This window comes from Streptomyces sp. NPDC098789 (assembly GCF_044759975.1).
Classification (GTDB): domain Bacteria; phylum Actinomycetota; class Actinomycetes; order Streptomycetales; family Streptomycetaceae; genus Streptomyces.
Map to the genome: position 1 here is coordinate 250,384 of NZ_JBIWAJ010000012.1, position 14,621 is coordinate 265,004.

At 73.6% G+C, this 14,621-nt stretch carries 11 protein-coding genes and 3 pseudogenes; 10 read left to right on the top strand and 4 right to left on the bottom strand.

From position 1 onward, the window contains the following. Positions 1-31: 31 nt before the first annotated feature. The gene (locus ACIQWR_RS24490; protein ID WP_404013219.1) at positions 32-685 is read right to left on the bottom strand and encodes a TetR/AcrR family transcriptional regulator; all 654 of its coding nucleotides are present in this window, start codon (positions 683-685) and stop codon (positions 32-34) included. Between the two features lie 110 nt (positions 686-795). Here ACIQWR_RS24490 and ACIQWR_RS24495 point away from each other — a divergent pair, with 110 nt between their 5' ends. Both ACIQWR_RS24495 and ACIQWR_RS24500 read left to right on the top strand, forming a co-directional pair. Continuing rightward, entirely contained in the window at positions 796-1,989 is a 1,194-nt protein-coding gene (locus ACIQWR_RS24495) for a cytochrome P450 (RefSeq protein ID WP_404013221.1), read from the top strand. Then, on the top strand, positions 1,986-2,216 hold the full coding sequence (locus ACIQWR_RS24500; protein WP_404013224.1) for a ferredoxin: 231 nt from the start codon (positions 1,986-1,988) through the stop codon (positions 2,214-2,216). Before ACIQWR_RS24495 ends, ACIQWR_RS24500 begins: the two co-directional genes overlap by 4 nt. A gap of 171 nt (positions 2,217-2,387) precedes the next feature. Here the strand turns inward: ACIQWR_RS24500 and ACIQWR_RS24505 are convergent, their stop codons facing one another. Beyond that, positions 2,388-3,023, bottom strand: a complete 636-nt coding sequence (locus ACIQWR_RS24505; protein WP_404013227.1) for a TetR/AcrR family transcriptional regulator — start codon at positions 3,021-3,023, stop codon at positions 2,388-2,390. Between the two features lie 274 nt (positions 3,024-3,297). Here ACIQWR_RS24505 and ACIQWR_RS24510 point away from each other — a divergent pair, with 274 nt between their 5' ends. The 4 genes from ACIQWR_RS24510 to ACIQWR_RS24525 all read left to right on the top strand — a co-directional run bounded on the left by ACIQWR_RS24510 (position 3,298) and on the right by ACIQWR_RS24525 (position 9,805). After that, positions 3,298-4,752 (top strand): MFS transporter, encoded by a 1,455-nt coding sequence (locus tag ACIQWR_RS24510; RefSeq protein WP_404013230.1) that lies wholly within the window; start codon positions 3,298-3,300, stop codon positions 4,750-4,752. Positions 4,753-4,935: 183 nt separating this feature from the next. Continuing rightward, positions 4,936-8,226 (top strand): cytochrome P450, encoded by a 3,291-nt coding sequence (locus ACIQWR_RS24515; RefSeq protein ID WP_404013232.1) that lies wholly within the window; start codon positions 4,936-4,938, stop codon positions 8,224-8,226. 147 nt (positions 8,227-8,373) lie between these two features. Continuing rightward, positions 8,374-8,835: a hypothetical protein gene (locus tag ACIQWR_RS24520; protein WP_404013235.1), complete on the top strand. Its 462-nt coding sequence runs from the start codon at positions 8,374-8,376 to the stop codon at positions 8,833-8,835. Between the two features lie 94 nt (positions 8,836-8,929). Continuing rightward, the gene (locus ACIQWR_RS24525; protein WP_404013238.1) at positions 8,930-9,805 is read left to right on the top strand and encodes an NAD(P)H-binding protein; all 876 of its coding nucleotides are present in this window, start codon (positions 8,930-8,932) and stop codon (positions 9,803-9,805) included. 101 nt (positions 9,806-9,906) lie between these two features. Here ACIQWR_RS24525 and ACIQWR_RS24530 read toward each other — a convergent pair. Continuing rightward, positions 9,907-10,266: pseudogene (locus tag ACIQWR_RS24530) on the bottom strand (helix-turn-helix transcriptional regulator); the annotation flags it as partial. Positions 10,267-10,402: 136 nt separating this feature from the next. Here ACIQWR_RS24530 and ACIQWR_RS24535 point away from each other — a divergent pair. After that, entirely contained in the window at positions 10,403-11,662 is a 1,260-nt protein-coding gene (locus ACIQWR_RS24535) for an alpha/beta hydrolase family protein (RefSeq protein WP_404013241.1), read from the top strand. A gap of 99 nt (positions 11,663-11,761) precedes the next feature. Here ACIQWR_RS24535 and ACIQWR_RS24540 read toward each other — a convergent pair whose 3' ends face one another. Beyond that, the gene (locus ACIQWR_RS24540; RefSeq protein WP_404013244.1) at positions 11,762-12,406 is read right to left on the bottom strand and encodes a maleylpyruvate isomerase family mycothiol-dependent enzyme; all 645 of its coding nucleotides are present in this window, start codon (positions 12,404-12,406) and stop codon (positions 11,762-11,764) included. A 468-nt stretch (positions 12,407-12,874) separates the two neighbouring features. Here ACIQWR_RS24540 and ACIQWR_RS24545 point away from each other — a divergent pair, with 468 nt between their 5' ends. From ACIQWR_RS24545 to ACIQWR_RS24555, 3 genes and pseudogenes are all read left to right on the top strand, one after another. Then, the gene (locus tag ACIQWR_RS24545) at positions 12,875-13,744 is read left to right on the top strand and encodes a 4Fe-4S domain-containing protein (RefSeq protein WP_404013245.1); all 870 of its coding nucleotides are present in this window, start codon (positions 12,875-12,877) and stop codon (positions 13,742-13,744) included. A 77-nt stretch (positions 13,745-13,821) separates the two neighbouring features. Further along, positions 13,822-13,944, top strand: a pseudogene (locus ACIQWR_RS24550) (hypothetical protein); the annotation flags it as partial. A gap of 86 nt (positions 13,945-14,030) precedes the next feature. Then, positions 14,031-14,432, top strand: a pseudogene (locus ACIQWR_RS24555) (site-specific integrase); the annotation flags it as partial. Between the last annotated feature and the right edge of the window lie 189 nt (positions 14,433-14,621).

Consider the following 14,621-nt stretch of genomic DNA (forward strand, 5'->3'; position numbering starts at 1 on the left):
GCCGTGCCGGCGGTGCGTCCGCCGCGGCAGGTCACCGGTCGTTCTCCCCGGACCCTCCCTCCTCCGGTGTGGTCCAGAACGGCGCGAGGGTGTCCAGCACGAGTCGGCAGACCGTGTCCGGGTCCGCTCCGGCGAGGGGCTCGCTCGCGGCGACCGTCCGCATGAGGCCGATTCCCAGGAGCCAGGCCATCGCCAGATCGGCGCGCAGGGCGCCGTCTTCGGACGGGGCCAGGCCGGCCAGCACCTTCTGGTACTCCCCGCCCAGCTCCCGCAGGGTCGCGCTGGCCTCGTCCCCCCGACCGACGGACCTCAGGTACACCTCCAGGGAGCGGTCGGCCCCCGGAGCGCTGCGGGTCAACATCGAGCGCAGGGCGGTCTCGAACAGCTCCTCCGGAGGGGTGGCGCGCAGCTGTTCCAGGCTGCCACGGGCGACGACCTCGGTGAGCAGCCCCTCCTTGGACCCGAAGTAGCGGAAGAGGAGCGCTTGGTTGGCCCCCGAGCGCTCGGCGATCGCCCGGACCGTGGTGCGCTCGTAGCCCCGCTCCGCGAAGAGGTCGGCGGCCGCTTCGAGCAGCCTGAGGCGAGTGGCCGCGGCGTTGCGCGGTCGCTCTTGTCGTTCCGTCGGTCGTTCCGTCGGTCGTTCCGTCGGTCGTTCCGTTGGTCGTGGCCGAAGGGGTTCGTTCACTCACCTGGTCCTCTCGGAAGGCCCGTCAGGATAACGGCTGTAAAGCGTCGTTGACCGGCCGGGTGGCCGGTCCTAGCGTGTAAGCAGCTGCTTACATCAAGGAGGTCAACGTGACGAGTGTCGAGACCACCCCCTTCGCCTACCCCTTCAACACCGCCGAGGGGCTCGGGCTGGCCGAGGAGTACGAGCGGGTGCGCGAGCGGCCCGGACTGTTACGCGTACGGATGCCGTACGGGGAGCCCGCCTGGCTGGTGACCCGCTACGCCGACGCCCGGCTCGTGTTGGGCGACGTACGGTTCAGTCGCGCGATGGCGAGCCAACACGACGAGCCCCGCCAGTCCGAGGGCCGCGTAGACGCCGGGATCCTGGGCCTGGACCCGCCCGACCACACCCGGCTGCGGTCCCTGGTCGCCAAGGCGTTCACCGTCCGGCAGGTCGAGAAGCTCAGGCCACGGGTACGCGCGCTCACCGCCGGGCTGCTCGACGAACTGGAGGCGGCCGGGCCGCCCGCCGACCTCGTCGACCGGTACGCGCTTCCGGTCCCGGTCGCCGTCATCTGCCACCTGCTCGGCGTTCCGGTGGAGGACCGGCCGCGGTTCAGGGTGTGGAGCGACGCGGCCCTGTCGACGAGCTCGCTGACCGCGAAGGAGTTCCACGCCAACCTCGAAGAACTGCGCGCCTACATGGCGGATCTCATCGACGCGCACCGCCGCAGCCCGCAGGACGATCTGATGACGGCCCTCATCGACGCCCGCGAGGCCGACGACGACCGCCTCTCCGAACGGGAACTCATCGACCTGTGCGTGGCCGTCCTCGTGGCCGGCCACGAGACGACGGCCTCGCAGATTCCCAACTTCGTCCTCACCCTCCTCGATCACCCGGACCAGCTCGCGCTGCTGCGGGCGAACCCGGCCCTCATCGCGAACGCCGTGGAGGAACTGCTGCGCTTCGTCCCGCTGGGCAGCGGAGCGAGCCAGGCCCGGTACGCCACCGAGGACATCGAGGTCGGCGGCACCCTGGTCGCCGCCGGGGAGCCGGTCGTGGTCGCGACGGGCGCCGCCAACCGCGACGCGCTGCGCTTCACGGCGCCCGGGGTCCTGGACATCGCGCGTCCCGCGGGCCAGCACCTGGGTTTCGGCCACGGTGTCCACCACTGCCTCGGAGCCCCGCTGGCCCGGATGGAACTCCAGGAGGCCATGAACGCACTCCTCCAGCGTTTCCCCGGACTTCGGCTCGCGGGCGACATCACCTGGAAGACCGAGATGCTGGTGCGCGGTCCGCGTGTCATGCCGGTGGCCTGGTGAGCGCCGACGTGACGTGGACGGTCCGGGTCGACCGGCAGCTGTGCCAGGGCTCGGGCATCTGCGCGGGCACGGCCCCCGCGGTGTTCGTGCTGGACGAGGAGCGGGCGCGCCCCCGCGCGGACGGGGTCCCGCCCGGGGAAGGCGTCCTGGACGCGGCCGACATGTGCCCCGCCCAGGCCATCACGGTTGAGGAGGGCACCCGGGTCATCGGCCCGCGGCCGGACTGACGGGCACCTCCGCCCCCGCTCCTCCTCCCTTGAACCCTCCCTTGAATCCTCCCTTGAACGGGTGACGGCCTTCGGTCGTTCGGTGTGGATCGACGTGCACACCGAACGGCCGAAGGCCGTCACCGTGTCCAGCCCGCGCGAGAGGGCGCCACTCCGTCTGCGTGCCCCCCGTCATCCCTGCCGGCGGGGGCGGGTGAGGGTCGCGAACAGGTCGGCGAAGTGGTCCAGGCCGGCCCGGGCGCTCGCATTGTCGCGGTGCGCGAGCCAGGCGGAGATGACGCCGCCGAAGGCCTCGATGAGCATCTGCGCGAGTGCCTCGGTGGCGATGGTGAACTCCAGGTCGGCCTCCTGCGCGAGCCGTTCGAGGTAGGTCACGGTCTTGTCCCGGTACGCCCGGTGCTCCCAGGCCGGCAGGTCGTGCAGCTCGGGCTCGCGCAACGCCAGGTTGATCAGCTCCCGGAGGACGAGCTGCGCCTCCGGGTCGGCCTCCACGGCGGCCCAGTAGGTGCGCAGCAGGGCCCGCAGCGTGGAGGCGGGATCGGCGTCCGGGGTGACGGCGCCCCAGGCGGCGTCCAGGTCGATGTTGATGTCCGTGGCCAGCAGGGCCGCGTAGAGCTCCTGCTTGGAGCGGAAGCAGTAGTGGAACGCGCCGTGGGGCATCTCCGCCTCGGCGCAGATCGCGCGGGTGGACGCCGCGGCGATCCCGTCGCGCTTCATCACCCGCAGCGCGGCTGCGACCAGGAGTTCTCGCCGCACGTCCGCGCTGAGGTGCTTCTTCGTCGTCTTGCCGGTCGGTGCCGTCGTCATGCCGCGAAGCGTAGCAAGAGTTTGGCCGTATGGCCGAGTCAAGTGACCAAGTCAGCCGGCCGAGTCAAATGACTTGGTCACTTGACTTGGCCACCTAGCCAACTCTACGGTCGCTCCATCGGCAAGCCGCACAAGGGGGCGACTGAGAGTGCATTCCGTAGGGTCCGCAGCACCCACACCCACGCCCACATCGGCATCGGCACCTGGCCGCGTCCAGCGGGCCGGGCCCCGTCAGTGGTGGGCCCTGGTCGCGCTGACCGTTCCGGTGCTGCTGATGAGCATCGACCTGACCGTGCTGTCCATGGCGGTTCCCGCACTCAGCGCGGACCTGGAACCGACCTCGGCCCAGCTGTTGTGGATCATCGACGTGTACGGGGTGTTCCTGGCGGGCCTGCTGATCCTGATGGGGTCCCTGGGGGACCGGATAGGCCGCCGCCGCTTGCTCCTCACGGGTGCGGTGGCGTTCGGGGCGGCCTCGCTGCTCGCCGCGTTCGCCTGGAACGCGGAGGCGCTGATCCTGGCGCGCGCCCTGCTGGGACTCGGCGGCGCCACCCTGATGCCGTCGACCCTGTCCCTGATCCGCAACATCTTCGAGGACCCCGCCCAGCGGCGGCGGGCCATCTCGGTCTGGGCCGCCGCCTTCGCGGGCGGCGCCGGCCTGGGACCGGTCGTGGGCGGGCTGCTGCTGGAGCACTTCTGGTGGGGTTCGGTCTTCCTGATCAACCTGCCCGTGATGGTCCTGCTGCTGGCCGTCGGTCCGTTCCTCCTGCCCGAGTCCCGGGACCCACGGCCGGGCCCCTTCGATCCGCTCTCCGCGGTCCTGCTGATCGCGGCGGTCCTCGCCGTGGTCTTCGGGTTCAAGGAGGCGGGACGGCTGGGCTGGGGCCCGCAGGCCGCGGCCTGGCTGGCGGCGGGGGCCCTGGTGGCCGCCCTGTTCGGGATGCGGCAGCGGCGGCTGGTGCGCCCCCTGCTCGACCTCACGCTGTTGCGCTCGCTGCCCTTCTGCGTCGCGGTGTTCACCAACATCGCCGGCGTGTTCGCGATGACCGGAATGCTCTATTTCTTCCCTCAATACGTACAGATCGTCCTGGGCCGCTCGGCCCTTGAGGCCGGACTGTGGGCGCTGCCCCTGGCCGTCGGCGCGATCCTCGGATCGCTGACGGTGCCCGCCCTCGCCCGACGGTTCCCGGCGGGCCTGGTGATCGGCCTCGGGCTGGCCCTCGCCGCGACCGGGTACCTGCTGCTGAGCCTGTTGGACGCGAGCGGCGTACCGGCCCTCGCCTTCGGCGGAGGGGCCCTGTTGGGCGGCGGCGTCGGCCTGGCCAACACCCTCACCAACGACGTCATCGTCAGCGCCGCGCCGCCCGACCGGGCCGGGGCCGCCGCGGGCATCAGCGAAACCGCCTACGAACTGGGCGGGGCGATGGGCACGGCTGTCCTCGGCAGCATCGGTGCTCAGATCTACGCCTCCCGGGTACTGGCGGAGCTGCCCGCACAGATCCCTCCCGCGGCTGCCGAGGCCGCCACGCGGACCCTGGCCACCGCGGAGCGCGTGGCGGCAGCACTGCCCGCCGCCCAGGGCCGTGAACTCCTCACCACCGCCCACAGCGCCTTCGTGGACGCCATGTCCCGGACCTTCCTGACCGGGGCCCTCATCGTGGCCGCCGCAGCCGTCACCGCGGCCCTGGCCCTGCGCAAGCACCACGTCGCCGCAGCCGCCGGCCACTGAGCCGGCGCACGACCGGCCGGGTGCCGGCCCCGAACCAGGGCCGGACCGGCAACCACCGGGGCACCGCCCGGCCGTCCGGTGTGCCCGCCCCGTACCGACGTACCGCCCGGCCCGCAACGCGCGGGTGCCCGCCCACCGAATCAGTCCGGCGGCCCTCACCGGCCCCGCCCCGAAGGAGTCCCCGTGTCCGCTCTTCCCACCTCCAGCACCGAGCCCACCTCCGTCACCCGGCCCGCCCCGACGACCCAAGCCGCCCCGACCAGCGACCGCACGGACATCGCCCCCGGGCTGCCGCTTCCCGGACCCCGGCCGCTGCCCCTCCTGGGCAACCTGCCGGAGGTGTTGACCGCGCCGGACGGGAGCAGCGCCGAGTTCCTCGACTCCTTCCACCGTGAGTACGGCGGCATCTTCGCGCTCACCGTGGGCGGCGAACGCCAGGTCTTCGTCTCCCGCCACGAACTCGTCGCCGAGATGTGCGCCGACCCGCGGTGGAGCAAGTCCGTGCACGCCGCCCTGGAAGAGGTCCGCGACTTCGCGGGGGACGGGCTGTTCACCGCCTACGGTGACGAGCCGAACTGGGCCGTCGCCCACCGGCTGCTGATGCCCGCCTTCGGGCCGGGCGCGATGCGCGACTGCTTCCCCGCGATGCTCGACATCGCCGACCAGATGCTGACCCGCTGGGAACGGTTCGGCCCCGGCGCGCGGATCGACGTCGCCGACGACATGACCCGCCTCACCCTCGACACCATCGCCCTGTGCGCCTTCGGCGTCCGTCTCAACTCCTTCTACTCCGAAGAGATGCACCCCTTCGTCGGCGCCATGGTCCGCAGCCTCACCGAGGCGGGGGCGCGCAGCGAGCGCCTCCCGGGCCTCCAGCCCTTCCTGCTGCGGACCAACAGCCGTTACCGCGAGGACCTGGAGACCATGCGGCGCGTCACCGGGGAGATCATCGCGGCGCGCCGGGCGCAGCCCGCCGGAGACCGCCCCGACGACCTGCTCGAACGCATGCTGACGGCGGTGGACCCGGTCACCGGGGCGCGGCTCCCGGAGGAGAACGTCCGCTATCAGCTGGCCACTTTCCTGATCGCCGGGCACGAGACCACGTCCGGGTTGCTGTCCTTCGCCGTGCACGCCCTGCTCACCCGCCCCGAGGTGCTGCGGCGGGCCCGAAAGACCGTGGACGAGGTGCTGGGCGGGCGCACCCCGCGCTTCGAGGACCTGGCCGGGCTGGGCTACCTGGGGCAGGTGCTGCGCGAGACCCTGCGGCTGCACCCGACCGCCCCGGCGTTCGCGCTGACTCCCGACGAGGACACCACCCTGGGCGGGTACGCCGTCCCGGCCGGCGAGTCCGTGCTGGTCAACCTGCCCGCCCTGCACCGCGATCCGCAGGTGTGGCCGGACCCGGAGGAGTTCGACCCCGACCGGTTCGCGCCGGAGCGGATGGCGCAGGTCCCGGCGTACGCCTGGATGCCCTTCGGGCACGGGGCGAGGGCCTGCATCGGACGGCCCTTCGCGCTCCAAGAGGCCGTGCTCGTGCTGGCGATGGTCCTCCAGCGCTTCGACCTGGAACTCGCCGATCCGGGCTACGAGCTGGCCGTGCACGAGACCCTGACCGTCAAGCCGGCCGGACTGGCCGTCCGGGCCCGGCCGCGTCGCACCCCCGCGACCGCCGCCCCGGCGCCCTCGACCGCGCCGGCGCCCCCGGCCCCGGCCCCGCCCGCGACGATCCCCACGCCCGGTCACGGCACCCCGCTGCTCGTGCTGTACGGGTCCAACGCGGGCGGTGGCGAGGGCCTGGCCCGCACGATCGCCGGGGACGGGGCGGCCCGTGGCTGGCGGACCACCGCGGCCCCGCTGGACGAGTACGCCGGCCGGCTGCCCACCGAAGGCGCCGTATTGATCGTCACCTCCACCTACAACGGCTCCCCGCCGGACAACGCCCGCCGGTTCGTGTCCTGGCTGGTGCAGCGGCCCGACCTCGACGGTGTGGACTACCTGGTGCTGGGCTGCGGCAGCCTGGACTGGGCGGCCACCTACCAGCGGGTCCCCACCCTCGTGGACGAAGCGATGGCCGCGGCGGGCGCGCGCCGGATCCGCGAGCGCGGCGCCACCGACGCCCGCACCGACTTCCACGGGGACTGGCAGCGCTGGTACGAACCGCTGTGGCCGCTGCTCGCCGAGACGTACGCGGTCGCGGAGACCGTGACGGCCGGGCCCCGGTTCCGTGTGGTCGAGGCAACCGATGACGACCGCGACGGCGACGCGGCGACCGCCGTGGTGCTGGAGAACCGCGAGCTCGTACGGCACCCCGAGGCGGGCTCCAAGCGGCACCTGGAGGTCCGGCTGCCCGCCGGCACCTCCTACCGCACCGGCGACTACCTCTCCGTACTGCCCGAGAACCATCCGGAACTCGTGGCCCGGCTGCTGGAGCGGCTGGGCCTGCGGGCCGGGCAGGTCTGCACGGTCGAGTCGCACGCGCCCGCGGGGCGGCTGCCGATCGGCCGCCCCCTCCGGCTGGACGACCTGCTCACCCGGTACGTGGACCTGTCGGGCCCCGCCTCCGCGGCCACCGTCGCCCGGCTGGCACGGCACACCCCCTGCCCGCCCGAACGCGCCGCCCTCGAACGCCTCGCGGGCGAGGAGCACGCCGACGGGGTGCTCCGTCCCCGGCTCAGCGTCCTTGACCTGCTGGAGCGCTTCGCCTCCTGCCAGGCGGACCTCGCCCTGCTGCTCGAACTGCTGCCCCCGCCCCGGCCCCGCGCCTACTCGATCAGCTCGGCCGCCGAGGAGCAGGACACGGCGGCGCTGACCGTGTCCGTCCTCGAAGGCCCGGCCCGCTCCGGACGGGGCGTCTTCCGCGGCGCCGGCTCCGACCTGCTGCGCCGGGCCCGGCCCGGCGACCGGTTCACCGCCACCGTCACCTCGCCCTCCGAGGCGTTCCGGCCCCCGGCGGACCCGGCCGTCCCGGCCGTCATGATCGCCTCCGGATCGGGCATCGCCCCCTTCCGCGGCTTCGTCCGGGCACGGATGGCGGCGGCGGCCGCGGGGCGGGTCACCGGCCCGACGGTGCTGTTCTTCGGCTGCCGGCACCCCGAGTGGGACGACCTCTACGCGGAGGAATTCGCCGCGCACGTGGCCGCCGGCCGCCTGGAGGTCCACCGGGCCTACTCGCGGCTGCCCGACGACGGCGCCCGCTACGTCCAGGACCGCCTGTGGGAGCGGCGCGCACGGGTCCGGGAACTGCTCGGTGCGGGCGCGCACCTGTACGTGTGCGGGGACGCCGGGGGCATGGGCCCCGCGGTCGAGGAGGTCCTGGGACGGATCGGCGCCGGTCCGGACGCGCACGATGCCGGCGGCCCCGGCCCCGAAGGCGTGCACAGCACGGGTGGCAGGGAGGGTTCCCGCGGTTCTGCCGGGGCTCGGTGGCTTGAGGGCATGCGCGCGGCGGGCCGGTACGCCACCGACGTGTTCTGAGCCGTCCACCAGGGCGGGCATCCGGGAGCCCTCAGGGCCGTGCGACCTGAGAGGTACGCGGATCCCGCCCGTCGGACGGACGGATCCGAGCACTCCGGCCGGAAGGATGGAACTACGCAATCAGCCAGCAACAGGAGCAAACCCCCCATGAGCCGCAAGAACATCGTCCTGGCCGTCTCCGGAGCCGTCGTCGTCCTCGGCGTGGCAGCGGCGGTCGCCGTGCCCGCCGCCGCCGACTGGGTGGCGAACCGGCACCAGGAGACGAGCTCCTACGCGACGGGTGCCGAGGCGAAGGCCGGGCGCGCCTCCGTCCCGCGCTGGCTGGCGGATGGGTCGAGTTCGGTCGAGTACGCGATGAAGACGACGGGCGGCGAGCGGCTCCTGAAGGCGGTGCTCCCGGCGGGCGAGCTCCCGGCCCAGTGCACGGCCGAGCCCGCGGCGAACGCCAAGGACGTCCCGATGCGGGCGGACTGGTTCCCGGGCGACGCACGGGGCAAGGCCACCCTGCGTTGTGGCACGTACTACGGGTACAAGGAGGGCGACACCCTCTACGCCTGGCAGCACGGCGACGACCTGGCGGAAGGCGAACGCGTCAACGCGGCCGGCTGAAGGGCGAGCACGGACCGGCGCCCCCGGACGCTCGGACATGCCTTGCGGACGATCACCCATGTCAGCCGGTGCCCCGCCCTGTGAGGCTCGACGCATGACACAGACCGACAGCCCCCGCACCGACACCACGAACACCCCGGCCACCGTCCTGGTCCTCGGCGGCACCGGCAAGACCGGTCGCAGGGTCGTCGCCCTCCTGCGCGCGTCGGGCGTGGAGACCCGCGCGGCTTCCCGATCCGGCGACACGCGCTTCGACTGGTCGGACCCCGACACCTGGCAGCCGGCCCTCGACGGAGCCGACGCCGTCTACGTCGTCGGGCCCGAGGGATCCCCGTCCCCGACGCCCGCCTTCGTCGAGCGTGCCGTCGCGAGCGGCGTGCGCCGGCTGGTGCTGCTCTCGGCCCGCGGCGTCGACACTCCGGGCCACCTCTCCGCAGCGGTCGGCGCCCCGCACCGGCAGAGCGAGGCGGCCGTCCGGTCCTCCGGGGTCGCCTGGACGATCCTGCGTCCCGGGTGGTTCGCCCAGAACTTCAGCGAAGGCGTCTTCCGCGACGGCGTGCGAGCCGGTGAACTGGCCCTGCCCACCGGGGACGGGACCGCCGCGTTCATCGACGCCGACGACATCGCGGCGGTCGCCGTCGCGGCCCTCACCGAGGATGGTCACCACGGTGAGGTGTACGAACTGTCCGGCCCCCGCGCGCTGGGCGTCGCCGACGTGTTGGGCGAGATCGCGGAGGTCACCGCGGTGCGCGCCGCCTACGTTCCGGTCGAGCCGTCGGCCTACCGGGCCGGGCTCGTGGCGCAGGGAGTGCCCGAGGAGGAGGCCGTGGTCTGGACGGAGGCGATGGAGCCGATCCGTACGAGCCGGGAGGCTCCGCTCACGGACGGCGTCCGCCGGGCGCTCGGGCGCCCGCCGCGCGACATCGCCGAGTTCGCCCGTGACGCGGCGGCCGCGGGCGCCTGGGGCTGAGACACACGGGGGACGGGCGGACGTACGGACCCGTGCGCGAGACGCCCGCCCCCGCCCCCGGGTCCGGCCCCGGCTCCTGGCTGCGCCGGGGCGCACCCGGTTCAGCCCGCCGGAGCGGCCCGGTCCGGCTCCGGGGCGGCCTCGCGGCGGTAGGCGCCGGGGCTCACGCCCCGCAGGCGTTTGAACGCGGCGCCGAAGCCGAAGGCGTCGGCGTAACCGACCCGCCGGGCCACCGCCGCCACCGTGAGCTCGGTACTGCTCAGCAGGTCGGCGGCGAGCGTCATCCGCCACTCGGTGAGATAGGCCACCGGCCCGTCGCCGACCAGCTCGGTGAACCGCTTCGCCAAGGTCGTCCTCGACACTCCCGCCCGCGCCGCCAGCTCCGCCGTCGACCAGGAGTGCGCCGGATCCGCGTGGATCGCGCGCAGCGCCGGGCCGGCCACCTCGTCACCGGCGCCTCCTCCGCGCGGAGGAGTGGACGCGCCCCGGGGCGACCCGCGCCCACCCGTGGGATCGTCCCCCGGCAGGGCGCCCCGCACCCCCGGCGGCGGAACCCTGGTGGTGACCCCGTATCCGCACCGCCCGAGGAGCCCGCCCATGCCGCCCACCCGCCGGGCCCTGCTCGGCACGCTCGGCGCCGCCGCGCTCGCCACCGTGGCCGCCGCCCCCGCCCCGGAAAGCCGCCCCGCCGCCCCGGCCGGGGGACACGGCCGCGCGCACGCCCCCGGGACCCCCGTCCCGCTGCGCCTGCCCGCGCCCACCGGGCCCTGGCCCGTGGGCACCGTCGCCCTGCACCTGGTCGACGACAGCCGCCCCGACCCCCTCCTCCCCACCAAGCCCTACCGGGAGCTCATGGCCGGCCTCTGGTACCCGGCGGAACCCGGCGCCGGGCACCCGACGGCCCCCTGGCTGCCCCCGGCCGCGGCGGCCGATTGGGACGCGCACTCCGCACCGGCCCTCGGTGTCTCCGCCGGCGCCGCCGACTGGCGGGGGATCAGGACCCACGCCCGCACCGGCGCGCCCGTCGCCCGCCGCGCCGGCCGGCTGCCCGTGGTGCTGTTCTCCTCCGGCGACGGCGGCTCGCGCGCCCTCGGCACCACCCTGGTCGAGGAGTTGGCGAGCCGCGGCCACCTCGTCGTCGCCCTCGACTCCACCTACGAGGCCGAGCAGGTCGAGTTCCCCGGCGGCCGGGTCGAACGCGCCCTCCCGCTTCCCGACGACCTCACCCCAGAGGTCATCGCCGCCCTCCTCGACGGGCACGCCCGGGCCCGCCTCGCCGACGCCCGCTTCGTCCTCGGCGCACTCGACCGGCTCGCCCGCGGGGACCGCCCCGACACCGGTACCGGCCCGCTCCCGGACGGGCTCGCCGAAGCCGCCGACCCGGCCAGGACCGGCGTGCTCGGGCAGTCCCTCGGCGGCTCCGTCGCCGCCCAGCTCGCCCACGACGAGCCCCGCGTTTGTGCGGCGGCCGACCTCGACGGCGCCCTCCTCGGACCCGTCGCCGACAGCGGCCTCGCCAAGCCCTTCCTGCTGATGGCCTCCGGTACGAAGACCCTGCGCACCGAACCGAGCTGGGCCTCCTGCTGGGCGGCGTCCACCGGCCCCCGGCACGCCCTGCGGCTACGGAACGCCGCCCACGGCTCGTACACCGACCTCCAGGTCCTGCTGCCCCAGCTCGCCCGCCGGCTCCCGGTCCCCGACGCGGCCGGACTCATCGGCACTGTCGATCCCCGGCGCTCCCTGGCCGCCCAGCGCACCGCCGTCGCCGCCTTCTTCGCGCGGTACCTGACGGGGCGGCCCACCGGCTTCCTCGCCCGGCCCGGCGACGACTGGCCGGAGCTGGAGGTGCTGCGCTGAACCGGCCCGCCCGGCGAGCCTTGTGGCGCCGGCCGGTAGCGTGGCGCGCGCGGAGTGGGCCGAGACACGGAGCCGCCGCGATCGGTGGTTGTGGTGGAGTCAGGGGTGGCCGCGCTGCGGGTCACTTGCGGAGCGCAGGAGCGCTGTGCCTGGTCCGGTCGGATTGTCCGCGGCTCGTAGACGGCCCGTTGCCACCATCAGTAGCGAGAGAGCGGGGCCTCGCACATCGGGGCCGGTCCCGACGGCCAGGTCGATGTCGTCGGCTGTGAGACGGACCCTCGTCACCAGTTCCTTGGCGCCGCCGAAGAGCGCTGGCGTACGTGCCTGCAGCCGGAGGGCCCTGGCGAGCCCCTCCGGCGGGTACGCGCGCCTGAGGCCGAGAGGGCGGCGAATGTCCTCACCCTGGACGAACTCTTCGACCAGGCGGCTGTCCAACGGAGCCGGTGGGGTCGAGGTCCGGGCGGCCACGTCACGCAGGCGCTGCAGTGTCTGCTGCGGCGTGGCCGCCCGCTCACGCTCCACCCCGCGTGCGTTCTGCCGGTCGAAGTCGAACCGTGCTCGCACCATGTCGACCAGGAACCCGATGCGACTCGTGCGTGCTGTGTCGACCAGATGGGCCACCACGTCGTGTACGGTCCATCCGTCACAGAGCGAGGGCACGTCCCACTGATCCGGCTGCAGCTCCTCCAAGTCCCTGATCAGCGATCTGCGTTCTACCTGAACCAGCTCCCAGACCCTCAACATGGCTTCCCCTTCTCGGGCCGAGCAGCCGCGGAGGGCCAGCTCCCAGGATGGCGAGCGCATCGGCCAGTTCGAGGGCACGAGGACTGTTTGGCGCACAGGTGGCGGTGACGATCGCGGCAGGCCCGCCAGAGGCGTGGTGCTGCGCGAGCACGCCGCCGACGAGCAGCGACTCGTCGTCCGGGTGGGCGAGTTCCCCCATCGACGAGGGGAACCATGACTTCACGGGAGTCACCTTCCCCTGAGGTGGGGCACGGTGGCGATGCCCTGCCTGGTGTCGCTGCCAGGCATGCAACGGGACGGCCGCGCGGTACGCGGCACGGCTCGAACGCCTTGGCTTCGATCGGGTCGAGAGAGCGGGTCGGGCCCGGAAGTGCAAGATCCGCAGGGCCTACCGATTCCGTCCCGGGGTGCGGTATCCCTGAAAGGCGGCCCCGATCGGGGTCATCGCCCCTTGGAAGGACATCTGCCGTGGACGGCTGGTACGTGGACGATCGTTGCTTCAACTGCGATGTCGCACGGCAGCTCGCGCCCGATCTCGTCGGCGAGGTCGACGGAAGGTCCCGGATCCTGAACCCGCCGCGGGATGAGGCGGAGAGGCGGCGCTTACACGCGGCCGCCTTCGCCTGCCCCACCCGCTCGATCCACCCTCCCTCGGGGAGGTTGGACCAGGAGCTCGATCCCTTTCCGATGGCCTTGGACAGCGGCGTACTGTTGTCCGGGCACAACTCGCAGCACACGGCCGGGGCCAATTCCTACTTGCTCCTGCGGCCTTCGAGCACGGTCATGATGATCGACACCCCGCGATGGAGTCCTGAACTCGCCGACCGCTACGCGGCATCGGGCCCGATCACCGATGTGCTCCTCACCCACCGCGACCACGCCGCACACGGCCGCCGGTACGCGGACCATTTCGGTGCCCGGCTGTGGGTCCACGAGGGTGACCTCGATGCGGCGCCGGACGCGGACCAGGTGATCCGGGGCCTGGAACCCCAGGAGATCGGTGAGGGGGTCACCGCCCACCCGCTGCCCGGCCACACGCCGGGCAGTGTCCTCTACCTCGCGGATGACCGGTACTGCTTCAGCGGGGACAGCTTCTACTGGTCACGCGCCACCGGAGATCTGGAAGTCGCGGACAGTGTGACCTGGTACTCCATCGAGGAGTTGGCCACCTCACTGATCCGGACGGCCGGCCGGCTCCGCTTCGAATGGGTCCTGCCCGGCCACGGCGATCGCCGCCGGCTACCCGTCGAGGAGATGTCCCGGCGGTTGGGGACGCTGACGGAGCGCGTTCGGCTGTTGAAGCCCCGGCCGGTCGACTTCACCGCCATTCGATGGTGAAGAACACCCCGAACCCGACCCGAGCCGCGCCCCCCGGCACCGGCCAGCACTCTGCCTGATGGGTTCGCTTCGCGGCGGGTGAGAAGACCGCAGTGATCGCGAAGGATGTGCGGGTGAGTGTGCGGTCGGTGGAACGCTGGCGCCGTGCCCGTCGTGGATCCTCGGGCCCTCCGCCGTGGTCGCCGGGGCTGTGGGGGTAGGGGTGCCTGCCGGGGCCAAGGAAAGCCGGACGGAGGGCGTGCGCGAGGTGGGATGGGGAACCCGATGCCCGTCCGCCTGCTGCCGACTGGGGGCGTTGTCGTTCCGGACAGCGGCCGACGGTCTCCTTGACTCGCTCACCAACTCGAACACCGTCCGGACTACGGGCTCGCGGTCGGGAAGACCACCGAGCGGATCGGGGAGACTCGGCCGCTGGCTGGTGCGCCGAGCGCGGCTATGACGGCCCGGCGGTGCCGGCCTGGGCGAAGCGGATGCCGCCGCCGGACTCCGACACAACGGGGTGCGCTCGACGATGGCGCTCGACCGGCTGATCGACCGCCGCGACACCCACCTGCGCGAGAAGACCCAGTGGCGGATGCTCTACGAGACCTGCGCCCGCTCCGCCGAGATCCTGGACGTCAACATCGAGGACTCGGACCTCGCGGGTCGCCGCTGTCCGCCAAAGGCCAAGGGCGCCCATGGGCGCAGCACATGGGCTGCTGGACCTCGGTAACCCGGCTGCTGCTCACCTACGAACAAGTCGCGCGTACCGGCTCCCGGCGCCCGCGGACAAGAGCGGCGACCCGTGTGCTGGCCGTCCTTCGCCCGCCGCTACGGCTCCGCCCCCCCGCCGCCGCCCCGGGTGCCCCCGGGCGGCGCCGGCCACGGTCTCGGCGGT